General features: G+C 69.0%; 23 protein-coding genes and 1 other RNA gene. 19 read left to right on the forward strand and 5 right to left on the reverse strand.

From position 1 onward, the window contains the following. Positions 1–17: 17 nt before the first annotated feature. The 4 genes from NUG20_RS04555 to NUG20_RS04570 all read right to left on the reverse strand — a co-directional run bounded on the left by NUG20_RS04555 (position 18) and on the right by NUG20_RS04570 (position 2,106). Entirely contained in the window at positions 18–482 is a 465-nt protein-coding gene (locus NUG20_RS04555) for a DUF2442 domain-containing protein (protein ID WP_263397268.1), read from the reverse strand. Next, entirely contained in the window at positions 479–790 is a 312-nt protein-coding gene (locus tag NUG20_RS04560; protein ID WP_263397269.1) for a DUF4160 domain-containing protein, read from the reverse strand. The genes NUG20_RS04555 and NUG20_RS04560 overlap by 4 nt, the downstream gene beginning before the upstream one ends. A 63-nt stretch (positions 791–853) precedes the next feature. Then, positions 854–1,218: RNase P RNA component class A (gene rnpB, locus NUG20_RS04565), an RNA gene on the reverse strand. A 99-nt stretch (positions 1,219–1,317) separates the two neighbouring features. Beyond that, a complete protein-coding gene (locus tag NUG20_RS04570; protein WP_263397270.1) occupies positions 1,318–2,106 on the reverse strand; it encodes an NRDE family protein in 789 nt (262 codons plus the stop codon). A gap of 373 nt (positions 2,107–2,479) precedes the next feature. Between NUG20_RS04570 and NUG20_RS04575 the strand changes: the two genes are divergently transcribed. The 15 genes from NUG20_RS04575 (at position 2,480) to lpxC (ending at position 19,995) form a co-directional block, all read left to right on the forward strand. Beyond that, on the forward strand, positions 2,480–2,881 hold the full coding sequence (locus tag NUG20_RS04575) for a division/cell wall cluster transcriptional repressor MraZ (RefSeq protein ID WP_255424114.1): 402 nt from the start codon (positions 2,480–2,482) through the stop codon (positions 2,879–2,881). Positions 2,882–2,895: 14 nt separating this feature from the next. Then, positions 2,896–3,945, forward strand: coding sequence for a 16S rRNA (cytosine(1402)-N(4))-methyltransferase RsmH (gene rsmH, locus NUG20_RS04580; RefSeq protein WP_263398391.1), 1,050 nt, complete (start codon positions 2,896–2,898; stop codon positions 3,943–3,945). Next, positions 3,942–4,205, forward strand: coding sequence for a cell division protein FtsL (ftsL, locus tag NUG20_RS04585; RefSeq protein ID WP_263397271.1), 264 nt, complete (start codon positions 3,942–3,944; stop codon positions 4,203–4,205). The genes rsmH and ftsL overlap by 4 nt, the downstream gene beginning before the upstream one ends. Further along, positions 4,202–6,073, forward strand: coding sequence for a peptidoglycan D,D-transpeptidase FtsI family protein (locus NUG20_RS04590; RefSeq protein WP_263397272.1), 1,872 nt, complete (start codon positions 4,202–4,204; stop codon positions 6,071–6,073). Before ftsL ends, NUG20_RS04590 begins: the two co-directional genes overlap by 4 nt. Then, positions 6,070–7,566 carry a UDP-N-acetylmuramoyl-L-alanyl-D-glutamate--2,6-diaminopimelate ligase gene (locus NUG20_RS04595; protein WP_263397273.1) on the forward strand — a complete coding sequence of 499 codons (1,497 nt, stop codon included), beginning with the start codon at positions 6,070–6,072 and terminating at the stop codon, positions 7,564–7,566. The genes NUG20_RS04590 and NUG20_RS04595 overlap by 4 nt, the downstream gene beginning before the upstream one ends. After that, complete coding sequence (gene murF / locus NUG20_RS04600; RefSeq protein WP_263397274.1) at positions 7,563–9,101, forward strand: UDP-N-acetylmuramoyl-tripeptide--D-alanyl-D-alanine ligase; 1,539 nt, start codon at positions 7,563–7,565, stop codon at positions 9,099–9,101. The genes NUG20_RS04595 and murF overlap by 4 nt, the downstream gene beginning before the upstream one ends. After that, positions 9,091–10,176 (forward strand): phospho-N-acetylmuramoyl-pentapeptide-transferase, encoded by a 1,086-nt coding sequence (gene mraY / locus NUG20_RS04605; protein WP_263397275.1) that lies wholly within the window; start codon positions 9,091–9,093, stop codon positions 10,174–10,176. The genes murF and mraY overlap by 11 nt, the downstream gene beginning before the upstream one ends. Then, on the forward strand, positions 10,176–11,498 hold the full coding sequence (ftsW, locus tag NUG20_RS04610) for a putative lipid II flippase FtsW (RefSeq protein ID WP_263397276.1): 1,323 nt from the start codon (positions 10,176–10,178) through the stop codon (positions 11,496–11,498). The genes mraY and ftsW overlap by 1 nt, the downstream gene beginning before the upstream one ends. After that, entirely contained in the window at positions 11,495–12,805 is a 1,311-nt protein-coding gene (murG, locus tag NUG20_RS04615; protein ID WP_263397277.1) for an undecaprenyldiphospho-muramoylpentapeptide beta-N-acetylglucosaminyltransferase, read from the forward strand. Before ftsW ends, murG begins: the two co-directional genes overlap by 4 nt. Continuing rightward, a complete protein-coding gene (gene murC / locus NUG20_RS04620; protein ID WP_263397278.1) occupies positions 12,802–14,238 on the forward strand; it encodes a UDP-N-acetylmuramate--L-alanine ligase in 1,437 nt (478 codons plus the stop codon). The genes murG and murC overlap by 4 nt, the downstream gene beginning before the upstream one ends. Beyond that, positions 14,235–15,194, forward strand: a complete 960-nt coding sequence (locus NUG20_RS04625; protein WP_263397279.1) for a D-alanine--D-alanine ligase — start codon at positions 14,235–14,237, stop codon at positions 15,192–15,194. Before murC ends, NUG20_RS04625 begins: the two co-directional genes overlap by 4 nt. A 160-nt stretch (positions 15,195–15,354) precedes the next feature. Further along, on the forward strand, positions 15,355–16,185 hold the full coding sequence (locus NUG20_RS04630; RefSeq protein ID WP_263397280.1) for a cell division protein FtsQ/DivIB: 831 nt from the start codon (positions 15,355–15,357) through the stop codon (positions 16,183–16,185). After that, on the forward strand, positions 16,182–17,417 hold the full coding sequence (gene ftsA / locus NUG20_RS04635; RefSeq protein ID WP_003465508.1) for a cell division protein FtsA: 1,236 nt from the start codon (positions 16,182–16,184) through the stop codon (positions 17,415–17,417). The genes NUG20_RS04630 and ftsA overlap by 4 nt, the downstream gene beginning before the upstream one ends. A 201-nt stretch (positions 17,418–17,618) precedes the next feature. Next, positions 17,619–18,839 (forward strand): cell division protein FtsZ, encoded by a 1,221-nt coding sequence (gene ftsZ, locus NUG20_RS04640; RefSeq protein ID WP_179568378.1) that lies wholly within the window; start codon positions 17,619–17,621, stop codon positions 18,837–18,839. A gap of 244 nt (positions 18,840–19,083) precedes the next feature. Beyond that, entirely contained in the window at positions 19,084–19,995 is a 912-nt protein-coding gene (gene lpxC / locus NUG20_RS04645) for a UDP-3-O-acyl-N-acetylglucosamine deacetylase (protein WP_263397281.1), read from the forward strand. A gap of 149 nt (positions 19,996–20,144) precedes the next feature. Here the strand turns inward: lpxC and NUG20_RS04650 are convergent, their stop codons facing one another. Continuing rightward, on the reverse strand, positions 20,145–20,621 hold the full coding sequence (locus NUG20_RS04650; RefSeq protein ID WP_263397282.1) for a DciA family protein: 477 nt from the start codon (positions 20,619–20,621) through the stop codon (positions 20,145–20,147). Between the two features lie 10 nt (positions 20,622–20,631). Between NUG20_RS04650 and NUG20_RS04655 the strand changes: the two genes are divergently transcribed. The 4 genes from NUG20_RS04655 (at position 20,632) to NUG20_RS04670 (ending at position 26,879) form a co-directional block, all read left to right on the forward strand. Beyond that, positions 20,632–21,579 (forward strand): M23 family metallopeptidase, encoded by a 948-nt coding sequence (locus NUG20_RS04655; protein ID WP_263397283.1) that lies wholly within the window; start codon positions 20,632–20,634, stop codon positions 21,577–21,579. 163 nt (positions 21,580–21,742) lie between these two features. After that, positions 21,743–24,481, forward strand: a complete 2,739-nt coding sequence (secA, locus tag NUG20_RS04660; protein ID WP_263397284.1) for a preprotein translocase subunit SecA — start codon at positions 21,743–21,745, stop codon at positions 24,479–24,481. Between the two features lie 822 nt (positions 24,482–25,303). Continuing rightward, positions 25,304–25,678, forward strand: coding sequence for a VOC family protein (locus tag NUG20_RS04665; protein WP_263397285.1), 375 nt, complete (start codon positions 25,304–25,306; stop codon positions 25,676–25,678). 238 nt (positions 25,679–25,916) lie between these two features. Beyond that, on the forward strand, positions 25,917–26,879 hold the full coding sequence (locus tag NUG20_RS04670; RefSeq protein WP_263397286.1) for a Nudix family hydrolase: 963 nt from the start codon (positions 25,917–25,919) through the stop codon (positions 26,877–26,879). Positions 26,880–26,937 lie beyond the last annotated feature (58 nt).

A 26,937-nucleotide genomic window follows, 5' to 3' on the forward strand; every position in this document is an offset into this window, starting at 1 on the left:
TCCCAGCCAATGCGTTGTCAGGCGACTGCCGGGTATCGGAACCCTGCTTGTTCGGCTTCCCATCCCAGCATCGCCAACCCGATGCTCTTGGGAACGGGCTTCTCGCCGCTTCGGTAGTACGCCAGCATGCGCCGGCTCACGCCCAATGCCGCGGCCGCCGAATCCAGCGTCAGGTCGTGGCGATGCATCCAGGCGATGATCTGCTGGTGCGAGTAGTCACCGGCCTGCTCAATGGCGAGTGCCCGTAGGTTGTCACTGGCGAGCGCTAGGTCATCGTTGCCGTCGAAGATGACGCCACGTTTCCATTCATCGAGCGAGACCTTGTAGAAGACATGCGGCATCCGCGCCTTCTTCAGGGACGGATGCGAGGCCAGGACGTCGCTTAGATCGACCCTGCAAGTGAAGCCGTCGGCGAAGGTCAACGCAAGTTCGCCAATATCTACGGCCTTCACCTGGGTAATGACGAATTGAGGCTGGTTCATGGATTCAACTCCTGCCATCGGGTGACGAGGGCGGCCTTGTTTGCGGCGGCCCATTCGAGTGCCGCACTCAGCTCGCGCCGGCTTAGGCGGCCAGCCAGAACCGCAAGGGTTTCGATAACGATCAAGGCTTCTCGACCATCCTTGGTACGGACGTGGAAATGTGGTGGAAGATGGTCGGCCGCGTACATCGTGATGACGCTGTTGGCGAAACGGACGATCGTCGGCATACGTCCAAAATAGTGCAACCATTGCATCGACGCAAGGGTGGGCCGCCCTGCGGGCGCGTGCCAGCCTGAAAGGGTGGTCATCACAGCCAGGCTAAAGCCTCCGAACCCGGGGGGTCTGCGGGAGGTCTCGAGATCTGGAAAAAGTGGCGGAGCCGGCCGATAAGCCGGGTTCTGTCGTGGACAGTCATTCTTCTAGGCGCCGCGTCACCGCGGCGCTCGAGCAACCTACCCGGACCCGACGCGGGCAGCGCCATGAGGTCCCTATTTGGTCTTGCTCCAGGTGGGGTTTGCCGTACCGGTCCGTTACCGGACTCGCGGTGCGCTCTTACCGCACCATTTCACCCTTACCGGTCTGCTTGCGCAGACTTAGGCGGTATCTTTCTGTTGCACTGATCCGTCGGCTCGCGCCGCCCAGGCGTTACCTGGCACCTTGCCCTATGGAGCCCGGACTTTCCTCGGCACCCTTTGCATCGAAATGCACCGGATGACGCGACTGTCTGGCCGACTCCGCCATGGGTATTGTCGCATGTGCGGCGCCTTCGCGCCGCGCGGGATCGGGTGCCGGGAAAAAGCGGCGGGAGCGACACGCCTCGCTTTTGCTTTGGCTCTTACCGGAACCCGAGTCCCGAGTCCCCGGTCCCGAGCCCTTCCAGCCGCGTCTCCCCTAAAAACACCCCGTCCGCACCGAAGCGGCGCTCGTGGATCCAGCCGTGTCCGTCGCCGTCCACCGCCACGATGGTGCTGGCGCGGGTGCCGTAGTCGTGGCCGCGGATGAAGGCCGGCGACAGGCGCCGCTCCAGTTCCAGGCCCACGCCGGTGTCGGGCAGCTGCGCGTCGGCGGCGATGGTCTCGTCGGCCAGCGCTCGCCATAGCGGGGCCAGGTCCTCGTCGCCTGCGGCGATCCAGTCGGCCACGGTGTCGCACAGGCGCGCGGTCTTCGGCCAGGGCGCGTCCAGCGCGCCGTTGGACATGCCGTGGATGCCGGGCGCCAGGCGCTGCCGGGCAGGCGGGTGGTTGCCGATGTATTCGGCGCCGTCGGCGTCGGCCAGCAGCAGGTTGAACGGCGGGTAGGCGTCGGCGCGCAGCGCCAGGGCGGCGGCGAAGGCGGCCGCCGGATCGGTGCCGGCCAGATAGTCGGCGACCAGGGCGCCACGCGAGGCGCCGGACATCGACGCCAGCGGATCGCGCACGTTGGTGACCACGGTGCAGCGGCCGGCGTCGTCTAGGCCCACCCAGCTGCCGCCCGAGCGCAGGTCGCGTCCGGCCAGCACGCGTTGCGCCGGAGCCGCCCAGCGCTGCAGCGGGGCAGTCGGGCGGGCATGGAATTCGTCGCGGTTGCCGACCAGCAGCAGGCGCCAGCGCGGGTGCGAGCGGAGGGCGAGGGCGACCAGGCACATAGGCCGCCGATTGTGCGGCTTTGCGCAGTGGCGCGCGAGCCGGCCGGCCGCCGGCACGGCAGCCGACCGCCGTCTTAACGCCCTGTGCACAGGGCTGAATTTTCCCCCAATCTCAAAATATGAGACGAAACAGCAACTTGTGGATAAGCTTTGAACAAGTCTCTAAAGAATGGCGCAAGCCATTGATGTGGCTGGCGATTTATCGGTCGCAAAGTTGTTGACAACCTTTCGCGCGCTGCTAAGGTGGGCACCTGAGGGAAAACCGGGTTTTTTGTGGTTTTTCGTGGTTCAATGACCGCCCAGGCGGATTTGGAAAGGTGTAGGCGTCGTGTTTCAGGGCGAGACCGCAATCACAGTGGACGACAAGGGGCGTATGGCGGTTCCCACCGCGTACCGCGACCTCGTCGTGCGCGCGAGCGGCAATCGGCTGGTGCTGACCTACAACCCGTTCGAGGCCGGATGCCTGTGGCTGTACGCGGAAAAGGAATGGGAGCGGGTCCGTGACGACGTCATGGCCAAGCCCAACACCCAGCGCGTGGTGCGGATCCTGCAGCAGAAGCTGGTCGGTTCCTCGGCCGCGCTGGAGCTGGACGCCAACAGCCGCATCACCATCCCGCCGAGCCATCGCGCTGCGGTGGGCATCGAAAAGCGCGCCGTGCTGTTAGGCATGGGCGACAAGTTCGAACTATGGAGCGAGCAGGCTCATCGCGCACTGATCCAGCAGACATTGTCTGATGAGGATCTGGGCGATGGATTGCTCGATCTGAAGTTGTGAGCCGGGGTGTCCGGATGCGCGGACAGGCGCAGGCCGGTCACCTTCCGGTGTCGCAACCGCCGGCGGCGCATGTGCCGGTGTTGTTCGCGCAGGTCATGGACGGGCTGCAGGTGATCGAAGACGGAATCTATCTGGATGGCACGTTCGGGCGTGGCGGACACGCGCGCGGGGTGCTGCACAAACTCGGCCCGGGAGGCCGGCTGCTGGTGATGGACAAGGATCCCGAGGCGATCGCCGAAGCCGAACATGCGTTCGGTGGCGACGCGCGGGTGAGCATCCGTCGCGGCAGCTTCGCCGAACTGGGACAGTGGGACGCCGCCGCCGACCTGGACGGGGTGCTGTTCGACCTGGGCGTGTCCTCGCCGCAGCTGGACGTGGCCGAGCGCGGTTTCTCGTTCGGCAAGGACGGCCCGCTGGACATGCGCATGGACCCGGATGCCGGCGAGAGCGCCGCGCAATGGTTGGCGCGCGCCGACGAACGCGCCATCGCCGACGTGCTGTGGACCTACGGCGACGAACGCCAGAGCCGGCGCATCGCCCGCGCGATCGTGGCGCGCCGCGCCGAGCAGCCGCTGACCCGCACCGCGCAGCTGGCCGAGCTGATCGCCAGCGTGATGCCGCGCGGCGACAGCAAGACCCACCCGGCCACGCGCAGCTTCCAGGCGATCCGCATCCACATCAACCGCGAACTGGCCGACCTCGAAGCCGGGCTGGACGCGGCGCTGGCCAAGCTCAAGCCGGGCGGCCGGCTGGCGGTGATCAGCTTCCATTCGCTGGAAGACCGCATCGTCAAGCAGTTCATGAACCGCCACGCCAAGGCCCCGCCGAGCAACCGCCGCCTGCCCGAAGCGCAGGCGTTCGTGCCGACCCTGCAACTGCATGGCGGCGCGATCAAGGCCGATGCCGACGAACTGGCCGGCAACCCGCGGGCGCGCAGTGCGGTGTTGCGGGTGGCTGAGAAGCTGGGATTGGGGATTGGGGATTCGGGATTGGAAGAGCGCTCTTCCCGAATCTCCAATGCCCAATCCCCAATCCCGGCGTCTCCGCCAGGAGACGCCCAATGAGCCGGCTGCTGCTCGTCGTGTTGCTCGCCTGCACCATCGCCTCGGCGATCGGGGTGGTGTACATGCGCCATCGCCATCGCCAGCTGTTCGTCGAGCTGTCGCGGCTGGAGCACAACCGCGACGAGTTGAACATCGAGTTCGGCCGGCTGCAGCTGGAGCAGGCGACCTGGGCGGAAAGCAATCGCGTCGATCAGGTCGCGCGCGAGCGGCTGGGCATGAAGTTCCCGGAAACCGGCGACATCGTGGTGGTGCGGCCATGAGCAAGACCGGCCGCAACCGCCCGCGCAGCAACTTCAATCTCCGTGGCCGGCTGGTGCTGGTCGGCGCGGCGCTGAGCCTGTGCTCGGTCACGCTGATCGGCCGCGCCGCCTACGTGCAGATCATCAACAGCGATTTCTACCAGCGCCAGGGCGAGGCGCGCTACCTGCGCGAACTGCCGATCGCGACCTCGCGCGGCATGATCACCGACCGCAACGGCGAGCCGCTGGCGGTGTCCACGCCGGTGGAGTCGATCTGGGTCAATCCGCAGGAACTGCTGCGCAATCCCGACCGCATTCCGCAGCTGGCGCGGGCGCTGGAACTGTCCAGCGACGAGCTGGCCGCCAAGCTGTCGCAGAAGTCGGACAAGGAGTTCATGTACCTCAAGCGCCGGATCAATCCGGACAAGGCGCATGCGGTGGTCGCGCTCGGCATCCCGGGCGTGTTCTCGCAGCGCGAGTTCCGCCGCTTCTACCCGCAGGGCGAAGCGATGGCGCACGTGCTCGGCTTCACCAACATCGACGACCGTGGCCAGGAAGGGCTGGAGCTGGCGTTCGACGAATGGCTGCGCGGCAAGCCCGGCTCCAAGCGCGTGATCCGCGACCGCAAGGGCGCGATCGTGGAGAGCATCGACCTGGTCAAGCCGGCCGAGCCGGGCAAGGACCTGACCCTGAGCATCGATCGCCGCATCCAGTTCCTGGCCTACAAGCAGCTGCGCAACGCGCTGGAAGAGAACAAGGCGGCCGCCGGTTCGATCGTGATCGTGGACGTGAAGAGCGGCGAAGTGCTGGCGATGGTCAACCTGCCGACCTACAACCCGAATGCGGTCAGCGGGGTCAATTCCGACGCGCGCCGCAACCGCGCGGTCACCGACCTGGTCGAGCCGGGGTCGACGATGAAGCCGCTGACGGTGGCGACCGCGTTGCAGGCAGGGGTGGTGACGCCCAATACCATCATCGACACCAACCCGGGGTTCATGACCCTGGGCCGTTACACCATCCGCGACGTGCCGCGCAACAACGGCGTGCTCAACGTCACCGGCGTGATCACCCGCAGCTCCAACATCGGCGCGGCCAAGATCGTCGCCAAGCTGGACGACCAGGCGTTCTACAAGTCGGTGCGCAACTTCGGCTACGGCACGGCGCCGCACAGCGGCTTCCCCGGCGAATCGGCCGGCGTGGTGTCGCATCCGGGCAGCCGCAGCTGGTACGGCACCACCAAGACGACCATGTCCTACGGCTATGGCCTGTCGGTGACGCCGCTGCAGATCGCCACCGCCTACACCGCGCTGGGCAACGGCGGCAAGTTGATGCAGCCGACCTTCGTCAAGGGCCAGCACCAGGAGCCGCGCGAAGTGATCAGCCCGGAAGTGGCGCGGGAAGTGGTGGCGATGATGGAGACCGTGGTGACCCAGGGCGGCGCCAAGGGCGCGGCGATCCTCGGCTACCACGTCGCCGGCAAGACTGGCACCGCGCGCCTCAACGGGCCGGGCGGCTATATCCGCGGCCACTACAACGCGCTGTTCGCCGGCCTGGTGCCGGCGACCAATCCGCGCTTCGCCACGGTCATCGTGATCAACGATCCGCAGGGCGCCAAGTATTACGGCGGCCTGGTCTCGGCGCCGGTGTTCCACAACGTGATGGAAGGGGCGCTGCGGCTGATGGACGTGCCGCCGGACGACATCCAGGCGTGGCTGGCGGCGCAGGCCGCCGGCAAGAGCGGCCACGCGCCGCCGCCGCCGGTGGAGCCGGATCCGGCCCTGGTGCCCGACGCCGCCACCGAGGTGGAAGCGGCACTGCCCAGCGCGCGTGCTGTCGCGCCGCCGCCGCCGGTTGCACAGCCGGTGCCGTTGCAGGAGACCCGCCAGTGAGCCGCGCGCTGCCGCTGTCGCACCTGCTGCCGGATCTGGCGCTGGCGCGCGACGTGCAGGTGTCCGGGCTGGTCATGGACAGCCGCGCGGTGCGCCCCGGCGATGCCTTCGTGGCGATCGCCGGGTTCGGCGCGCACGGGCTGGGCTTCGTCGCGCAGGCGCAGGCCAATGGCGCGGCGGCGATCCTGTTCGAACCGCCGGCCCCGGCCGAGTTGCCGGCCCCGGCCGACGCGATCGCGGTGCCGGGCCTGCGCGCGCGCATGGGTGCGATGGCCGACCAGTTCCACGGCCATCCGTCGCAGACGATGACCATGGTCGGGGTCACCGGCACCAACGGCAAGACCTCCACCGTGCAGCTGTTGGCGCAGGCCTGGCAGAGCCTGGGCACGCGCAGCGGCAGCATCGGCACGCTCGGCGTCGGCCTGTACGGCGACGTGGTGCCGACCGGCTTCACCACGCCGCTGGTGCTGCAGACGCATGCGTTGCTGGCGCAGCTGCGCGACGCCGGCGCGCAGGCGGTGGCGATGGAAGTGAGCTCGCACGCGCTGGACCAGGGCCGCGTGGATGCGGTGCACTTCGACGTGGCGGTGTTCACCAATCTCACCCGCGATCATCTCGACTACCACGGCGACATGGCCGGCTACGGCGCGGCCAAGGCGCGCCTGTTCGCCACGCCGGGGCTGAAGGCGGCGGTGGTCAATCTCGACGACGCGTTCGGCCGCGAGTTGCTGGCGACGCTGGACCCGGAACTGCGCCGCATCGGCGTCAGCTCGCGCGGCCAGGCCGGCGCCACGCTGCGCGCCGAGGCGCTGCGCCTGGACGCGCGCGGCATCGGCTTCGACCTGCTGGTCGGCGACGCGCGGCATCCGGTGCAGTCGGCGCTGCTGGGCCGTTTCAACGTGGACAACCTGCTGGCGGTGGCCGGCGCGCTGCATGCGCTGGACGTGGCGCCGGCGCGCATTGCCGCGACGCTGTCGCAGCTGCAGCCGATCCGCGGGCGCATGAACCGCCTCGGCGGCAGCGCGGCGCAGCCGCTGCTGGTGATCGACTACGCGCATACCCCGGACGCGCTGGAGCAGGCGCTGGACAGCCTGCGCGGCCACGTGCACGGCCGCCTGCTGTGCGTGTTCGGCTGCGGCGGCGAGCGCGACACCGGCAAGCGCCCGCAGATGGCGGCGATCGCGCAGCGCCTGGCCGACGTGGTGATCGTCACCGACGACAATCCGCGCGGCGAGGATGGCGACCGCATCGTCGCCGACATCCTGGCCGGCTTCACCGACCTGCAGGCGGTGCGCGTGCAGCGCGACCGCGCCCAGGCCATCGCCCTGGCCGTGGCCGAAGCCGGCCCCGAGGACATCGTGCTGATCGCCGGCAAGGGCCACGAGCCGTACCAGGAAATCGGCGGCATCCAGCATCCGTTCGACGATACCGAGATCGCCGCGCAGGCGTTGCAGGCGCGCGCCGCCGCTCCGGCCATGGAGCGTGCACGATGAAGCGCCTGCCGCTGTCGATGCTCGCGCACTGGGCCGGCGCCGAACTGCATGGCGACGACGTGGCGATCGACGCGATCGCCCACGACACCCGCACGCTGGCGCCGGGCAGCCTGTACGTGGCGCTGCGCGGCGAGCGTTTCGACGGCCACGACTTCGTCGCCGACGCCGCCGCGCGCGGCGCCAGCGCGCTGCTGGTGCAGGCGCTGCAGCCGCAGGTCGAACTGCCGCAGATCCTGGTCGCCGACACCCAGCTGGCGCTGGCGCGGATCGCCGCCGGCATGCAGCGCGGCCGCGCCACGCGCGTGGCGGCGATCACCGGCAGCAACGGCAAGACCAGCGTCAAGGCGCTGCTGCTGGCGATCCTGCAGCACGCCTGCCAGGTGAACGGCGGCAGCGTCTACGCCAACCCCGGCAACCGCAACAACGAGATCGGCCTGCCGCTGGCGGTGATCGAGGCGCCGGACGCGGCCGACTACGCGATCTACGAGATGGGCGCCGGCAAGCCGGGCGACATCGCCTACCTGACCGACATCGTCGCTCCGCACGCGGCGCTGGTGAACAACATCGCCCCGGCGCACCTGGAACGCATGGGCAGCCTGCTCGGCGTGGCCGAGACCAAGGGCGCGATCTACGCCGCGCTGCCGCCCGACGGCACCGCGGTGATCAATGCCGACGATGCGTTCGGGCTGTGGTTCGAACAGCGCCTGCCGGCGCCGCTGACCCCGCGCGTGCTGCGTTTCGGCCTGCAGGCCAGCGCCGAGGTCACCGCCACGCAACTGCGCGTGGGCGCGGACCGCTCGCAGTTCGTGCTGGTCACCCCGCACGGCGAGGTCGACGCGACGCTGCCGCTGCCCGGTCGCCACAACCTGATGAACGCATTGGCCGCCGCCTCGCTGGCGCTGGCGCTGGACATCGCGCCGACGCTGATCGCCGCGGGCCTGGCGCAGGTGCAGCCGGTGCCGGGCCGGCAGATCGCGCACACGCTGCCCGGCGGCGCGGTGCTGATCGACGACAGCTACAACGCCAATCCCGGTTCGCTGGCCGCGGCGATCGATGCGCTGGCCGCCGCCGGCGGCGAACGCTGGCTGGTGCTGGGCGACATGCGCGAACTCGGCGACGGCGCCGAGGCGCTGCACGCCAGCGGCGGCCGCCGTGCCCGCGACGCCGGCCTGACCCGGCTGTACGCACTGGGCCCGCTGAGCGCGGTCGCCGCGCAGGCCTTCGGCGAGAACGGACGCGTGTTCGACAGCCATGCGGCGTTGATTGCGGCACTGCGTGCGGACCTTCGCGCAGCCGGGACCGGGGACCGGGGACCGGGGACCCGGGAACAGCAAGAGCACAAGCAGGTACACACATCGATGCATCAACACAATCGCGCGACGCCGGTCGGCGCCGACGCCGCGCTTTCCCCGGTCCCCGGTCCCCGGTCCCCGGTCCCGGCCACCATCCTCGTCAAAGGCTCCCGCGGCAGCGCTATGGACAAGATCGTGAGCGCGCTGCTGGCGCAGGGTGAGGAGACGCCGCATGCTGCTTGAACTGTCCCGCTGGCTGCAGCAGCTGGAGAGCCTGTTCGGGCTGTTCGGTTACCTCACCTTCCGCGGCATCCTGGCGGCGCTGACCTCGCTGTTCCTGTCGCTGTGGCTGGGCCCGGCGGTGATCCGCAGGCTGGCGCAGTTCAAGGGCGGCCAGCCGATCCGCAAGGACGGCCCGCAGACCCACTTCTCCAAGGCCGGCACGCCGACCATGGGCGGCTCGCTGATCCTGCTCACCGTGCTGCTGTCGGTGCTGCTGTGGGGCGACCTGCGCAACCGCTACGTGTGGCTGGTGCTGGCGGTGATGCTGGCGTTCGGCGTGATCGGCTGGTACGACGACTGGATCAAGATCGTGCGCCGCGACCCGAACGGGTTGAAGTCGCGCTGGAAGTACCTGCTGCAGTCGATCTTCGGCCTGGCCGCCGGCCTGTTCCTGTACTACACCGCCGACGTGCCGGCCGCGATCACCTTCTACATCCCGATGTTCAAGTCGATCGCGCTGCCGCTGGCCGGGATCAGCTTCGTCGCCATCGCCTACTTCTGGATCGTCGGCTTCTCCAACGCGGTCAACCTGACCGACGGCCTGGACGGGCTGGCGATCATGCCCACGGTGCTGGTGGCCTGCGCGCTGGGCGTGTTCGCCTACGCTTCGGGCAACGCGGTGTTCTCGGCCTATCTGAAGATCCCCTCGATTCCCGGCGCCGGCGAACTGATCATCATCTGCGCGGCGATCGCCGGCGCGGGGCTGGGGTTTCTGTGGTTCAACACCTACCCGGCGATGGTGTTCATGGGCGACATCGGCGCGCTGGCGCTGGGCGCGGTGCTCGGCACCATCGCGGTGATCGTGCGCCAGGAACTGGTGCTGGTGATCATGGGCGGCGTGTTCGTGATCGAGACGTTGTCGGTGATGATCCAGGTCGCCTCGTTCAAGCTCACCGGCAAGCGCGTGTTCCGCATGGCGCCGATCCACCACCACTTCGAGCTGAAGGGCTGGCCCGAGCCGCGGGTGATCGTGCGCTTCTGGATCATTTCGGTGGTGCTGGTGCTGGTCGGCCTGGCCACGTTGAAGGTGCGCTGATGAACGACAGCACGCGCCAGGCGACCCGACTGGAGGCCATCGGCGGCCGCTACGACCCGTGGCTGCTCGGCGCCGTGGTGGCGCTGGCCTCGCTGGGCGTGGTGATGGTCGGCTCCAGCTCGATCGAGCTGACCGTCAGCCCGTTCTACTACCTGACCCGGCACCTGCTGTTCCTGGCCGGCGGCATCGGCCTGGCGATCTGGACCATGCGCACCGAGCTGAAGAACATCGAGCAGTACAACCAGCTGCTGCTGCTGGCCTGCTTCGGTCTGCTGATCGTGGTGTTCGTGCCGGGGCTGGGCAGCAGCGTCAACGGCGCGCGGCGCTGGATCAACCTGGGCATCTCCAAGTTCCAGACCGTGGAAGCGGTCAAGGTGCTGTACATCGTGTGGCTGTCCAGCTACCTGGTGCGCTTCCGCGACGAGGTCAACGCGACCTGGCCGGCGATGCTCAAGCCGCTGGGCGTGGCGGTGGCGCTGGTCGGCCTGCTGCTGATGCAGCCGGACTTCGGTTCCTCCACGCTGCTGCTGGCGATCACCGCCGGCATGCTGGTGCTGGGCGGGGTCAACCTGCCGCGCATGTCGATGCCGATCGTGATCGGGCTGCCGGTGTTCGCCTTCATCGCGATCCTGGAGCCGTACCGCCTGCGCCGCATCACCTCGTTCCTGGACCCGTGGGCCGACCAGCTCGGCTCCGGCTATCAGCTGTCCAACGCGCTGATGGCGGTGGGCCGCGGCGAACTGTTCGGGGTCGGCCTGGGCGGTTCGGTGCAGAAGCTCAACTACCTGCCCGAAGCGCATACCGATTTCATCTTCTCGGTGATCGCCGAGGAACTGGGCTTCACCGGCGTGTGCCTGATCATCGCGCTGTACGCGCTGCTGGTCGGCCGCGCGTTCTGGCTGGGCATGCGCTGCGTGGAAATGAAGCGCCACTTCTCCGGCTACATCGCCTTCGGCATCGGCCTGTGGATCAGCCTGCAGAGCTTCGTCTCGGTCGGCGTGAATCTGGGCATCCTGCCGACCAAGGGCCTGACCTTGCCGCTGATCTCCGCCGGCGGTTCCAGCGTGCTGATGACCTGCGTGGCGATGGGCCTGCTGCTGCGCGTGTCCTACGAACTCGATCGCGCCGAACGCCAGGTGGCGAAGGTGCGCAGCGATGCGGCGCCGCCGGTCAGGCAGACCGTGGACAGCGCCGAGGACCTGCAGGCCGCGCGCGAGGCCAGCGCCAGCGCGGTGGCCGCGGCGATCCAGGCCGGCACCCCGGCGCGCGGCACCAGCCGCATGCAGCCGCGGGTCGAGCCGACCTTCGGGAGGCTGGGATGAGTGCGTCCGTGCCGCTGGTCACCACCGCGACCGCATCCGCTGCGGACGCCGCGTCGCGCCCGGTGATGATCCTGGCCGGCGGTACCGGCGGGCACATCTTCCCGGCGCTGGCGGTGGCCAAGGTGCTGCGCGCGCGCGGCGTGCCGGTGGTGTGGCTGGGCGCGGCCGGGCGCATGGAAACGCAACTGGTGCCGCAGCACGGCATCGAGATCGACACCATCGAGATCGGCGGCCTGCGCGGCAAGGGCGCGCTGGCGCTGTTCGGCGCGCCGCTGCGGGTCATGCGCGCGATCCGCGCCGCCGGCTTCGTGCTGCGCCGGCGGATGCCGCGCGCGGTGGTCAGCTTCGGCGGCTTCGCGGCCGGCCCGGGCGGCATCGCCGCGCGCCTGATGAAACTGCCGTTGCTGGTGCACGAACAGAACCGCGCCCCGGGCCTGACCAACAAGGTGCTGTCGCGCGTCGCGCGTCGCGTGCTGACCGGGTTCCCGGGCAGCTTCGCCGCGCGCGAGGAAGCGGTGGGCAACCCGGTGCGCGCCGAGATCGCCGCGCTGGCGCCGCCGGCGCAGCGCCTGGCCGCGCGCGACGGCGCGGTGCGGCTGCTGGTGCTCGGCGGCAGCCAAGGCGCGCGTGCGCTGAACCAGGCGCTGCCGCGCGCACTGGCCGCGCTCGGCGCGCAGGTCGAGGTGCGCCACCAGTGCGGCGAAAAACTGCGCGACGAAGCGGCCCAGGCCTATGCCGACGCCGGCGTCGCCGCCAGCGTCGAAGCCTTCATCGGCGACATGGCCGCGGCCTACGCCTGGGCCGACCTGATCGTATGCCGCGCCGGCGCCTCGACCCTGGCCGAACTGTGCGCGGTCGGCATCGGCAGCGTATTGGTGCCGTTCGCCGCCGCGGTCGACGACCACCAGACCCGCAACGCCGAATACCTGGTCGAACGCGGCGCCGCCGTGTTGCTGAAGCAGGACGACGCCCTGGCGACCAACCTGCAGGGCGTGCTGCGCGACCTGCTCGGCAACCCCGCACGTCGCCTGTCCATGGCCGACGCCGCCCGCAGCCTGGCCAAGCCGGATGCGGCCGAGCGGATCGCGGACATCATTTTGGAAGAGGCCGGGACCGGGGACCGGGGACCGGGGACCCGTAGCGGGACCAGGGACCAGGGACCGGGGACCGGCGACAAGCAAGATCAACAGCAGAAGCCTATGCACACAGACAATCTCCACGGCCAGGCGCGCAGCGCCGCCGCTCCGCTTTTTCCGGGTCCCCGGTCCCCGGTCCCCGGTCCCGCCGCGAACGGAGTTCGCGCATGATCCGCCGTCTCCACGACACCGGCGACCTGGTCCGCGCGTTCCCGCGCGTGCACTTCGTCGGCATCGGTGGCACCGGCATGAGCGGCATCGCCGAGGTCATGCTGACCCTGGGTTACGAGGTCTCCGGTTCGGACAACGCCGACAACGCGGCGACGCGGCGCCTGGTCAAGCTCGGCGCGCGGGTGATGCGCGGGCATTCGGCGGCCAACGTGCTCGGCACCGACTGCGTGGTGGTGTCCAGCGCGATCCGCGACGACAACCCGGAGCTGATGGAGGCGCGCAGCCAGCGCATCCCGATCATGCCGCGCGCGGCGATGCTGGCCGAGCTGATGCGCTTCCGCCGCGGCATCGCGGTGGCCGGCACCCACGGCAAGACCACCACCACCAGCCTGGCCGCGGCGGTGCTCAGCGAAGGCGGGCTGGATCCGACCTTCGTCATCGGCGGCCAGCTGCTCGCCGCCGGCGCCAACGCCAAACTCGGTGGCGGTCAGTGGCTGGTGGCCGAGGCCGACGAGAGCGACGGCAGCTTCCTGCGCCTGAATCCGCTGATTTCGGTGATCACCAACATCGACGCCGATCACCTGGAGAACTACGGCAACGATTTCGCCCGCGTGCAGGCCGCGTTCGCCGAATTCCTGCAGCGCCTGCCGTTCTACGGGCTGGCGGTGCTGTGCATCGACGATCCGGAAGTGGCCGCGCTGGCCGCCAAGACCCCGCGCCACGTGATGAGCTACGGGCTCAGCGAGAACGCCGACGTGCGCGCCGAGGACGTGGTCCAGCACGGTCCGCACATGCGCTTCACCCTGCGCCTGCCGGAAGGCAGCAGCACGCCGGTGACGCTGGCCCTGCCGGGCCGCCACAACGTGCTCAACGCATTGGCCGCCGCCGCGATCGGCTGGCAGCTGGGCGTGGCGCCCGAGGCGATCGCCAGCGCGCTGCAGAGCTTCGCCGGCATCGGCCGCCGCTTCAACGACCTGGGCGAAGTGGTCACCGCCAGCGGCGCGCGCGTGCGCCTGGTCGACGACTACGGCCACCATCCGCGCGAGCTGGCCGCGGTGTTCGCCGCTGCGCGCGGCGGCTGGCCGGACAAGCGCCTGGTGGTCGCGTTCCAGCCGCATCGCTACAGCCGTACCCGCGACCAGTTCGATGCCTTCGCCGCGGTGCTGTCGGAAGTGGACGCGCTGGTGCTCAGTGAAGTCTATCCGGCCGGCGAGACGCCGATCCCCGGCGCCGACGCGCGCTCGCTGGCGCGCGCAATCCGTGCGCGCGGCCGCAGCGAGCCGGTGGTGGTCGGACAGGTCGCCGAACTCAGCGACGTGCTGCCGGACGTGCTGCAGGACGGCGACCTGCTGCTGATGATGGGCGCCGGCGACATCGGCTACGTCGCCCAGCACATCGCCCAGGACGGTTTCGCTGCGGGGGGGAAGGCATGAGCGCGCCGACCTTCGCGCCGCCGCGCCACACCGACCCGGCCGTGTTCGGCCGCGTCGCGGTGCTGCTCGGCGGCACCTCCAGCGAACGCGAGGTGTCGCTGGATTCGGGCCGCAACGTGCTCGAGGCGCTGCGCGCGCGCGGCGTCGACGCGGTCGCGGTGGACGGCATCCCGGCGCTGGCGCAGGCGCTGGTGGAGAAGCGCTTCGACCGCGTGTTCAACGTGCTGCACGGTCACAACGGCGGCGGCGAAGACGGCATCGTGCAGGGCCTGATGGACGCGTTTGGCGTGCCGTACACCGGCTCGCCGGTGCTCGGCTCGGCGCTGAGCATGGACAAGGTGCGCACCAAGCAGGTGTGGCTGTCGCTGGGCCTGCCGACGCCGCGCTACGTGCGCCTGGCGGCGACCGCGCAGGCCGACGCGATCCACGCGGCGGCGGCGCAGATCGGCCTGCCGGTGATCGTCAAGCCGGCCAACGAAGGCTCCAGCGTCGGCGTGACCCGCGTGTTCGAGCCGGCGCAGCTGGACGAGGCGGTGGCGTTGGCCGCGCGCTACGACGGCGAGCTGCTGATGGAGCAGATGATCGTCGGCGACGAACTGACCGTGGCGATCCTCGGCGACACCGCACTGCCGTCGATCCGTATCGTGCCCAAGGGCCAGTGGTACGACTACCACGCCAAGTACGTGGCCGAGGACACCCAGTACCTGTGCCCGGGCCTGGACGGCGAAGACGAGCGCGCGCTCGGCGAACTGGCGCTGGCCGCGTTCCGCGCCGCCGGCTGCCGCGGCTGGGGCCGCGTGGACGTGATGCGCGACGGCGCCAGCGGCGCCTTCGCACTGCTGGAAGCCAACACCGCACCCGGCATGACCAGCCACTCGCTGGTGCCCAAGGCCGCGCGCCAGGCCGGCATCGGCTTCGAGGAACTGGTGTGGCGGGTGTTGGAGCAGACGCTGTGATTTCGGGACTCGGGACTCGGGACCCGGGACTCGGAGCGCCGCGCGCTGCCGATGCGCTGCTGCGCCCGAGCAAGCGCGCGCGCATCCTTGCCAAGGGCGCCGCTTTTATTAGTCCCGAGTCCAGAGTCCCGAGTCCCGGCATCCGCCGCGAGGCGGATGCATGAGCACCCTCCTGCGCATCCTCGCCTGGGTGCTGGCGCTGGCGTTGGTCGCGCTGCCGGTGGTGGCGGTGCTCAACGGCTGGGTCGGCGCCGAGCGCTGGCCGCTGAGCCGGCTGCAGGTCAGCGGCGATTTCAAGCGGGTGCCGGCCGAGCAGCTGCGCCAGGTGGTGTTGCCGTACGCGCGCCGCGGTTTCTTCGCGGTGCGCCTGCAGGACGCACAGGACGCGATCGAGCGGCTGCCGTGGGTGGAGAGCGCGCGGGTGCGCAAGCGTTGGCCGGACGTGCTGGAAGTGCGGGTCACCGAGCACCGTCCGTTCGCGCGCTGGGGCGCCGACCGCATGCTGTCCGAGCAGGGCCGCATCTTCGCGCTGCCGAGCGAACTGCGCGGCATGGCGCTGCCGCAGCTGGCCGGGCCGGACGCCAAGGCGCAGGACGTGGTCGCGCTGTACAACGAATCGCGCGCGCTGTTCGCGCCGGCCGGGCTGCCGGTCAATGGCGTGGCGATGGACGCGCGCGGCAGCTGGTCGCTGCAGCTGGGCGAGGACGTGCAGATCGTGGTCGGCCGCGACGACGCCCGCACGCGCCTGGCACGCTTCGCCCGCGTGCTGCCGCAACTGGTCACGCCGGAGCAGGCGCCGATCGCGCGCGCCGACCTGCGCTACACCAATGGGTTCACGGTCGAAAGGCGGGGATCGGAGATTCGAGATTCGGGATCGGGAAAGAAACCGGCTTCGCAACGCTCCGCTTCCGTCGATCTGCCACGCATCCCAAGCCAGCCTGCCTTCACCAATCTCAAATCCCGAATCTCAAATCCCGGCTCCAAGACATGAACCGCAAAGGCGACAAATCCCTCATCGTTGGACTGGACATCGGCACCTCCAAGGTCGTCGCGCTGGTCGGCGAGTATTCGCCCGGCAACCCGATCGAGGTGATCGGCATCGGTTCGCACGAATCGCGCGGGCTCAAGCGCGGCGTGGTGGTGGACATCGAATCCACCGTGCAATCGATCCAGCGCGCGGTCGAGGAAGCCGAGCTGATGGCCGGCTGCGAGATCCGCTCGGTGTACGCGTCGATCTCCGGCAACCACGTGCAGTGCAAGAACTCGCCCGGCATCGTGCCGATCCGCGACGGCGAAGTGACCTGGAACGACCTGGACCGGGTGCTGGAAGCGGCCAAGGCGGTGGCGATCCCGGCCGACCAGCGCATCCTGCACGCGATCCCGCGCGAGTACGTGCTCGACGATTCGCAGGAAGGCATCCGCAATCCGGTCGGCATGACCGGCGTGCGCCTGGAGGTGCACGCGCACCTGGTGGTGTGCGCGCAGTCGGCGGCGGCCAACATCAGCAAGTGCGTGCAGCGCTGCGGCCTGCAGGTGGATGACCTGATCCTGTCCTCGCTGGCGTCCTCGGTCGCGGTGCTGACCGCCGACGAGCGCGAGCTGGGCGTGGTGCTGGTCGACATGGGTGCCGGCACCACCGACCTGGCGGTGTTCGTGCAGGGCGCGATCTGCCACACCGCCTCGCTGCCGATCGCCGGCGACCACGTCACCAACGACATCGCGCACATGCTGCGCACGCCGACCCCGGAAGCCGAGCAGATCAAGGTGCGCTACGCCTGCGCGCTGGCGCAGCTGGCCACCGCCGAGGAAAGCATCCAGGTGCCGAGCGTCGGCGACCGCCCGCCGCGGCGCATGCCGCGCCACTCGCTGGCGCAGGCGGTGCAGGGCCGCTACGAGGAGATCTTCGAGATGGTGCAGGCCGAACTGCGCCGCTCCGGTTTCGAGGAACTGGTGCGCGCCGGCATGGTGCTGACCGGCGGCGCCTCGAAGATGGAAGGCGTGGTCGAACTGGCCGAGGAAATGGTGCAGATGCCGGTGCGCGTGGGCATTCCGCAGCACGTCACCGGCCTGGGCGAAGTAGTCGGCAACCCGGTGCACGCCACCGGCGTGGGCCTGCTGCTGATGGGCAGCCAGATCGAACACCCACGGCGTCCGTCGCTGCCGACCGGGCGCGCCGGCAGCTTGTTCAAGAAATTGAAGAATTGGTATCGCGGCGAGTTTTGAAAGCCGGGACTCGGGACCCGGGACTCGGGACCCGGAACAGCAAAAGCGGAGAGCGGAAGGGCGGAGAGAGACGGTAAGCGGTAACGGCAACATCCACTAAGAAAATAGCCGGCGCGAAAGGCCGGGCAGGGAATCGAAGCTGCTTTTCGAGTCCCGAGTCCCGAGTCCCCAGTCCCGGCCCCATAACAAGAGGAAACGGACATGGCGCATTTCGAACTGATTGAAAAGATGGCACCCAATGCGGTAATCAAGGTGGTCGGCGTGGGCGGCGGCGGCGGCAACGCGGTCGCGCACATGGTCAGCAGCAGCGTGGACGGCGTGGAGTTCATCACCGCCAACACCGACTCGCAGGCGATCAAGAACTGCGGCGCCAAGCTGCAGCTGCAGCTCGGCACCAACGTCACCAAGGGCCTGGGCGCCGGCGCGAATCCGGAAGTGGGCCGCCAGGCCGCGCTGGAAGACCGCGAGCGCATCATGGACGCGCTGCAGGGCGCGGACATGGTGTTCATCACCGCCGGCATGGGTGGCGGCACCGGTACCGGCGCTGCCCCCGTGGTGGCGCAGCTGGCCAAGGAGATGGGCATCCTGACCGTGGCCGTGGTCACCAAGCCGTTCCCGTTCGAGGGCCGTCGGCGCATGCAGGTCGCGCTGAAGGGCATCGAGGAACTGAGCCAGCATTGCGACTCGCTGATCACCATCCCCAACGAAAAGCTGATCACCGTGCTCGGCCGCAACGCCACCATGATCCAGGCGTTTCGCGCCGCCAACGACGTGCTGCAGGGCGCCGTGCAGGGCATCGCCGACCTGATCGTGCGTCCGGGCCTGATCAACGTCGACTTCGCCGACGTGCGCACCGTGATGTCGGAAATGGGCCTGGCGATGATGGGCACCGGCTCGGCCCGCGGCGACGACCGCGCGCAGGCGGCGGCCGAAGCGGCGATCCAGAACCCGCTGCTGGACGACGTCAACCTGGCCGGCGCCAACGGCATCCTGGTCAACATCACCGCCGGCCCGGACTTCACCATGGCCGAGTTCGACGAGATCGGCCGCACCATCGAAGGCTTCGCCTCGGAAGACGCGACCGTCGTGGTCGGCACCGTGCTCGACCCGGACATGCAGGACGAGGTCCGCGTGACCGTGGTCGCCACCGGCCTGAACCGCGCCGTGTCGCGCCAGACCCAGCGTCCGGAGCAGCGCGCGCCGATCAAGCTGGTGCGCAACGCGACCACCGGCCAGCCGGAATTCGGCGACTTCGAGCATGGCGGCGACGCCGTGTCCAAGGCGGTCGGCGGTGCGATGGGCCTGGGCCTGCGTCGCCCGAGCAGCGATGCGATGGGCTCGTCCGCGCCGGCACCGGCCGCGGCCGATCTGCCCAACGACTACCTGGACATTCCGGCGTTCCTGCGCCGCCAGGCGGACTGACCGCGCCAGGCCGGCCTTGCGCCGGCCGCAACACCGCCGATCGGGACTGTTCGCCCGATCGGCGCGCCGTGTCCTTTGCTGCCGGGTCGTCTCGACCCGGCAGGTTTTTGCGACCGCGACGCCGGCATGCGCCAGCGTTGCGCAAATAGGACGCTGTGACTGTATTGTTAAAATTTGGCTAAACGCGTGATATTCTCAATTTCGTTCAGTTCCCGTCTGAGCGGACGTTCCCAGACTGTCTCCCATGACCCAGCAACGCACCCTCAAGAACACGATCCGCGCCACCGGCGTAGGCCTGCATAGCGGCGACAAGGTGTACATGACGCTGCGTCCGGCGCCTGCCGATCATGGCATCGTGTTCCGTCGGGTCGACCTGGAACCGGCGGTGGAAGTGCCCGCCGATGCCGAGCTGGTCACCGAGACCACGCTGTGCACCGGGCTCAGTCGCGGCGACGCCAAGATCCAGACGGTGGAACACCTGATGTCGGCGATGGCCGGCCTCGGCGTGGACAATGCCATCGTCGAACTGTCCTCGGCCGAATTGCCGATCATGGACGGTTCCTCCGGCCCGTTCGTATTCCTGCTGCAGTCCGCGGGCATCGTCGAGCAGGGCAAGCCCAAGCGCTTCATCCGCATCAAGCGTCCGGTAGAAGTGCGCGACGGCGACAAGATCGCCCGCTTCGATCCCTACGACGGCTACAAGCTCGGTTTCACCATCCAGTTCGACCACCCGATGATCCCGGCCAAGCAGTCGCGCCAGGAAATCGAGTTCTCGACCATGGCCTACATCAAGGAAATCTCCCGCGCGCGCACCTTCGGCTTCATGCGCGACCTGGAGTACATGCGCGAGCGCAACCTTGGCCTGGGCGGGTCGATGGACAACGCCATCGTGCTCGACGAGTTCCGTGTGCTCAACGACGACGGCCTGCGTTACGCCGACGAGTTCGTGCGGCACAAGATCCTCGATGCGATCGGCGACCTGTACCTGGCCGGCGGCGCCATCCTCGGCGCCTACGAAGGCTACAAATCCGGCCACGCGCTGAACAACAAGCTGGTCCGCGCGCTGCTCGCCGAGCAGGCCGCATGGGAGTGGGTGAGCTTCGACGGCGGCGCGCAACCGGCGCCGGTGGCCTACGGGGCCGTGGCCTACGCCTAAAGTTCGGCGCCCCGCAGCCGGGGTGGCCCGCGGTCACGAAATGGGGCGATCCGTCCCACGCTTCGTCCGCTCTTAACTTCTATTTAACGAATCGGTAACGACCTCGAGGCCGGCGCCCGTTAGGATGCGTCGGGTCAGGTCGTGCGTGTCTACGTACGCAGACCGTTACGGCCGGAGGTCGTAGCTGCTTCAGGCGTCGTGGAGTCGACGTCCTGCAAGGATGCCAGCGCGTCGCGCAATCCTTTGTGCGTCGCTGCGGAAACCGGTGCTGGCTTGTTTCTTGCCTGCTGCATTGGGGAATGCGCAGGTGAAGTCGCAATCTTGACGGTCACCCTGGTGGCCTTCAGCCCGAGGGATCGGGCCGCAGCGAGGATATCGGCCTCGGCGAGCCTGACCCGGGCATGCCAGACCGGAGAGTAAACGAGAAAAACGAGCTGTTCGCCGTTCACATTGGCCAACCGGCAACGGGAGGCCAGGTTCGGCGGCAGATGGGGGCGCAACTGTCGGTCCAGCGCGTCGAGCCACAGGGCACGTCGCAACGGGTCGCCCACCTTGTCCGCCAATGCGGCGTCCAACGCCGGCATCGGCGCGGTGGTATGGCCCTCGCCGGACTTTCGCTTAGACATGAAAACTCATATGGCGTTTAAGAAGATCGTAATCAATTCACGTGAAAAGGGGATCAAGGACCTGCCGTGGCGACTGCGCGAGTTCGCAGACCGGCGTCCCCTGGCCGTGCTCGGTGCGGTGCTCGGCGTGGGCATGGTACTCGGCATCGGCGTCAGCGCCGCGACCGGCCTGGCCGGTTCGGCGCAGCTGCGGGCCAAGGTGCAAAAGCAGGATGCGGAACTGGCGCAGGTGCGCCGCGACGCGCAGACCCAGGTCAACGCGCTGGCCGCGCGGCTGGGCGAACTGCAGGCGCAGGCCACGCGGCTGAACGCGCTCGGCGAACGCCTGACCCGGATGGGCAAGCTGCAGGACGGCGAGTTCGACTTCGACCAGCCGGTCGGCGTCGGTGGCGGTGACGACGAGGTCAGCCAGGACATGCCGGCGCCGCAGCTGGACAAGGAACTGGACGGGCTGCAGCAGCAGTTCGCCACCTCCGGCCAGCAGCTGTCGGTGCTCGAATCGCTGCTGTTCGACCACCAGCTCGATCAGAACGCGGTGCCGTCGCAGATGCCGATCCGCAACAGCTACATCACCTCCGGCTTCGGCGGCCGCGCCGATCCGTTCGGCGGCGGTGCCGGTAACCACAAGGGCATCGACTTCCACGCCAACGTCGGCGATCCGGTGCTGGCCGTGGCCGATGGCGTGGTCAGCTACTCCGGCGTGCGCGGCGGCTACGGCAACGTGGTCGAGGTCGACCACGGCAACGGCTATGTCACCCGCTACGCGCACAATTCGCGGCTGTCGGTGAAGGTCGGCGATCTGGTGCGGGTCGGCCAGGAAGTGGCCAAGGCCGGCTCCACCGGCCGTTCCACCGGCGCGCACGTGCATTTCGAGGTGTGGAAGGACGGCGTGGTGATGAATCCGGCCAAGTTCCTCGGCGATGGCGCCACCCCGGTGGGCCGCCGCGGCCGCGGCTGACGGATCGCTGGGGCGGCGATGCCGGCGCTTGAATCGCCGGGACCCGCCCCAAGCTACAATAGGCTTTGCCACGACAGGGCGCCTCGCGCCCTGTTTCGTTTGCGGCCCTTCGATTCCCTGGGGATTGGGCCGTACGGGCGTTCCTTTCCAACCGGTTCCTTCAATGATCAACAGTCTGCTTACTCGCGTTTTCGGTAGCCGCAACGAACGCCAGCTGCGTCAGCTCCACCGTATCGTCGCCAAGGTCAACGCGCTGGAACCGGAGATGGAGCAGCTCTCCGACGCGCAGCTGCAGGCCAAGACCCCCGAATTGCGCGGCCGCATCGCCGGCGGCGAGAGCCTGGACAAGGTGTTGCCGGAAGCGTTCGCGGTGTGCCGCGAGGCCAGCCGCCGCGTGCTCGGCATGCGCCACTACGACGTGCAGCTGATCGGCGGCATGGTCCTGCACCTGGGCAAGATCGCGGAAATGCGCACCGGCGAAGGCAAGACCCTGGTGGCGACGCTGCCGGTGTACCTCAACGCGCTGGAAGACAAGGGCGTGCACGTGGTCACCGTCAACGACTACCTGGCGCGCCGCGACGCCGCGCAGATGGGCAAGCTGTACAACTGGCTGGGGCTGAGCGTGGGCGTGGTCTATCCGGGCATGCCGCACAGCGACAAGCACGCCGCCTACGCCGCCGACATCACCTACGGCACCAACAACGAATTCGGCTTCGACTACCTGCGCGACAACATGGCGCTGTCCAAGGCCGACCGCTACCAGCGCGGCCTGAACTACGCCATCGTCGACGAGGTGGACTCGATCCTGATCGACGAGGCGCGTACCCCGCTGATCATCTCCGGCCCGGCCGACGATTCGCCGGAGCTGTACATCCGCGTCAACCGCATCGTGCCGCAGCTGACCAAGCAGGAGTCGGAGGAAGGCGAGGGCGACTTCTGGGTCGACGAGAAGGGCAAGCAGGTGCACCTGTCCGAGGCCGGCATGGAGCACGCAGAAGAACTGCTGCGCGCCGCCGGCATCCTGACCAACGACGAGGACCGCCTGTACGGCGCGCAGAACCTCAGCGTGGTGCACCACCTCAACGCCGCGCTGCGCGCGCATGCGATCTACCAGCGCGACGTGGACTACATCGTGCGCGACGGCGAAGTGGTCATCGTCGACGAGTTCACCGGTCGCACCCTGCCGGGCCGGCGCTGGTCCGACGGCCTGCACCAGGCGGTGGAAGCGAAGGAAGGCGTGCCGGTGCAGCGCGAGAACCAGACGCTGGCGAGCATCACCTTCCAGAACCTGTTCCGCATGTACAAGAAGCTGTCCGGCATGACCGGTACGGCCGACACCGAAGCCTACGAATTCCAGAGCATCTACAACCTGGAAGTGGTGGTGATCCCGACCAACCGCCCGACCATCCGCAAGGATTGGCCGGACCAGGTGTTCCTCAACCGCCAGGGCAAGTTCAACGCGGTGCTCGCCGACATCGAGGACTGCGCCAAGCGCGGCCAGCCCGTGCTGGTCGGCACCACCTCGATCGAGACCTCGGAAATGCTGTCCGAGCACCTGCGCAAGGCGGGCGTGAAGCACGAAGTGCTCAACGCCAAGCAGCACGAGCGCGAGGCGCAGATCGTCGCCAACGCCGGCCAGCCGGGCGCGGTGACCATCGCCACCAACATGGCCGGCCGCGGCACCGACATCGTGCTCGGCGGCTCGCTGGAAGCGGAACTGCACGCGCTGGGCGAGGACCTGAGCGAGGACGAGCGCGCGCGCCTGAAGGCCGCGTGGCAGGAGCGTCACGACGCGGTCAAGGCCGCCGGCGGCCTGCACATCATCGGCACCGAGCGCCACGAATCGCGGCGCATCGACAACCAGTTGCGCGGCCGCTCCGGCCGCCAGGGCGATCCGGGTTCCTCGCGCTTCTACCTGTCGCTGGAAGACAACCTGATGCGCATCTTCGCCTCGGACTGGGTGCAGAAGGCGATGCGGATGATGGGCATGAAGGAAGACGACGTCATCGAGGACAAGCTGGTCAGCCGCCAGATCGAGAAGGCGCAGCGCAAGGTCGAGGCGCACAACTTCGACATCCGCAAGAACCTGCTCGACTTCGACGACGTCAACAACGATCAGCGCAAGGTGATCTACGCGCAGCGCGACGAGCTGCTCGATGCCGAGTCGGTCAAGGACAACGTCGACGGCATCCGCGACGACGTGATCTACGACCTGGTGGCGCGTTTCGTGCCGCCGAACTCGGTCGACGAGCAGTGGGATCTGGCGGGCCTGGAAGCGACCCTGTCCAGCGACCTGGGCCTGCCGCTGTCGCTGACCGACCTGGTCAAGCGCCACGAGGAACTGGACGCGGCCGGCATCGCCGAAAAGGTGCGCGAGGAAGTCGACCGCCACTTCCAGGAGAAGGAATCGGCGATCGGCGGCGAGACCATGCGCGCGCTGGAGAAGCACGTGATGCTGACCGTGCTCGACCAGAGCTGGAAGGAGCATCTGGCGCGCATGGACTACCTGCGCCAGGGCATCCACCTGCGCGGCTACGCGCAGAAGCAGCCCAAGCAGGAATACAAGAAGGAAGCGTTCGAGCTGTTCTCGGAGATGCTCGAGCACGCCAAGCGCGAAGTCGTGACCTTGCTGGCGCGCGTGCGCATCCGCAGCGAGGAAGAGGTGGCGGCGCTGGAGGCGCAGGAACGGCAGCAGATGGAGGCGCAGCTGCGCCAGGCGCAGTTCCAGCACCAGGACGCCGGCGGCTACAGCGCCGACGAGGAAGCCGAGCAGGTGGCGCTGGGCGCCAACGCCCCGGCGGTGGCGCAGGTCACCCGCGAGGCGCCCAAGGTCGGCCGCAACGATCCGTGCCCGTGCGGCAGCGGCAAGAAGTTCAAGCATTGCCATGGGCAGTTGAGCTAGGAGAGCCCCTGCTCACAAGCCTCCACAACCGCCCCTCGCGATCATGGTCCCCTTTCGGGGAAGGTGCCGCGCAGGGAGCTACCGCGCTGTTCCTTCTCCCGCCGGGAGAAGGTGGCCCGCAGGGCCGGATGAGGGTACGGGCGTAGCCTCGTGCACCCAAACACCACGAGCCGCTTCGCGCCGGACCCTCACCCCAACCCCTCTCCCGGCGGGAGAGGGGCTAAGCGGCTGTTCCTTCTCCCGCCGGGAGAAGGTGGCCCGCAGGGCCGGATGAGGGTACGGGCGCGGCCTCGTGTACCAAACGCCGCGAGACGCTTCGCGCCGTACCCTCACCCCAACCCCTCTCCCGACTGGAGAGGGGCTACGTGGCTGTTCCCTTCTCCCACCGGGAGAAGGTGGCCCGCAGGGGCGGATGAGGGTACGGGCGAAGCCTCGTGCACCCAAACACCACGAGCCGCTTCGCGCCGTACCCTCACCCCAACCCCTCTCCCGGCGGGAGAGGGGCTAAGCGGCTGTTCCCTTCTCCCACCGGGAGAAGGTGCCCCGCAGGGGCGGATGAGGGTACGGGCGTAGCCTCGTGCACCCAAACACCACGAGCCGCTTCGCGCCGTACCCTCACCCCAACCCCTCTCCCGACGGGAGAGGGGCTAGGCTGTGCTCCATCCGTGGTGCGGTTGTTGGTCAAACCCTTGTATCTATAGCCGGTCTTGTGCGGGGCGTTTTTGTTTTGGGGAAGGCCCGGATGGGGCGCTTGCCGGCGTGGCGTATCGCGCGTTCTGCGGGTAGGGTGCCGGGTGTCGCCATTGCCGTTGGACGGATGCCGTGGAGCTTTCTCCCAGTCTTGAATTGAAGGTGTTCGTGCCGGCGCGGGACTTTGCGCTGTCCATGGAGTTCTATCGCGAGGTGGGATTCGTGGCCGAGCCGCTTGGCGCCGGGCTCGTCTGTTTCCGCCACGGCGAGCGCTGTGCGTTCCTGCTGCAGGATTTCTACGAGCAGGCGCTGGCGCACAACCTGATGCTGCACCTGTGGGTGGAGGATGCCGATGCCTGGTGGCGGCGGCTGGATGCTGCCGATCTGGCCGGCCGCTACGACGCGCGCGTCGGCGTACCGGAGGATCGGCCCTGGGGCATGCGCGATTTCACCCTGCACGATCCGGGCGGGGTGCTGTGGCGGATCGGTCACGATCTGCCGGGCTGAGCGCTGCGCCATCGCCTTCGCTGCGCCGTCCATGCCAGGCCGTCGCGTTTGCCCGCCGTTTCACATTCGCATGGTGTCGGGGCCCGCATGGCCGCATGCGGTCGGGTGCCATCGGGTCGTGCCTGCCGTGCCCGCCGGGTTCGGATCGAACGCGCAGATCATTGCGGCGACGCGCGGATCGCCGACGATGTGAGCCGGTTCATTGCGTTGGCACCGCCGAAGACGGCAAGCTTGCGTCATGTCCGAACCGCTCAGATCCATTCATGTCGTCGCCGGGGTGATCACCGATGCCCGCGGCCGTATCCTGCTGGCCCGGCGCACCGAGGGTCGCGACCTGGCCGGGCTGTGGGAATTCCCTGGCGGCAAGCGCGAGCCGGGCGAGACCTCCGAACAGGCGCTGGTGCGCGAGCTGCAGGAGGAGCTGGGCATCGAGGCGACGGTCGGTGCGCAGCTGATGGAAGTGCCGCAGCGCTACCCGGACAAGCGGCTGCGCCTGGAGATGCGCCAGGTGCTGTCGTGGAAGGGCACCGCGCGCGGCCGCGAGGGTCAGGCGCTGACTTGGGTGACGCCCGACAAGCTGGGCCGCTACGCGATGCCGCCGGCCGACCAGCCGGTGGTGGCGATGCTGCGCCAGCCCGATCGCTATCTGGTGACGCCGGAGCCGGTCGAGCCCGAGCGCTGGCTGGCGGCGCTGGAGCGCGCGCTGGACGGTGGCGTGCAACGCGTGCAGCTGCGCGCGCGCAGCCTGTCGGCGGAGCGCTGGCAGCCGCTGGCGCGGGCTGCGGCGGGGCTGTGTACGGCGCGCGGCGTGCAGGTGCTGGTCAATCGCGATCTGGCCCTGGCGCAGGAGCTGGGCGTCGGGGTACATCTGGGGTCGGAACAACTATCGCAGTTCGATGCCCGTCCGCTGCCGCCGAGGCACTGCGTCGCCGCGTCCTGCCATACCGTGGAAGCGTTGCAGGCGGCGCAGCGGCTCGGCTGCGATTTCGCGGTGGTCGGCCCGCTGGCGGCGACCGCCAGCCATCCCGGCGCCGCAGCACTGGGCTGGGACGCCTTCGAACGGCTGCGCGAGGAAGTGGCGCTGCCGCTGTATCCGATCGGCGGCCTGCTGCCGACCCAGGTTGCCGAAGCGCGTCGCCATGGCGGCCAGGGCATCGCCGCGATCCGTGGGCTGTGGCCGGTGGACGTGGACGCCGCCTGATCGGGTGGCGCTGGCGCCGCAGCGCGCGCGATGCGAGGTGAGGCGGTCGCGGCTTGTT

The organism is Xanthomonas sp. CFBP 8443 (assembly GCF_025666195.1).
GTDB lineage: Bacteria > Pseudomonadota > Gammaproteobacteria > Xanthomonadales > Xanthomonadaceae > Xanthomonas_A.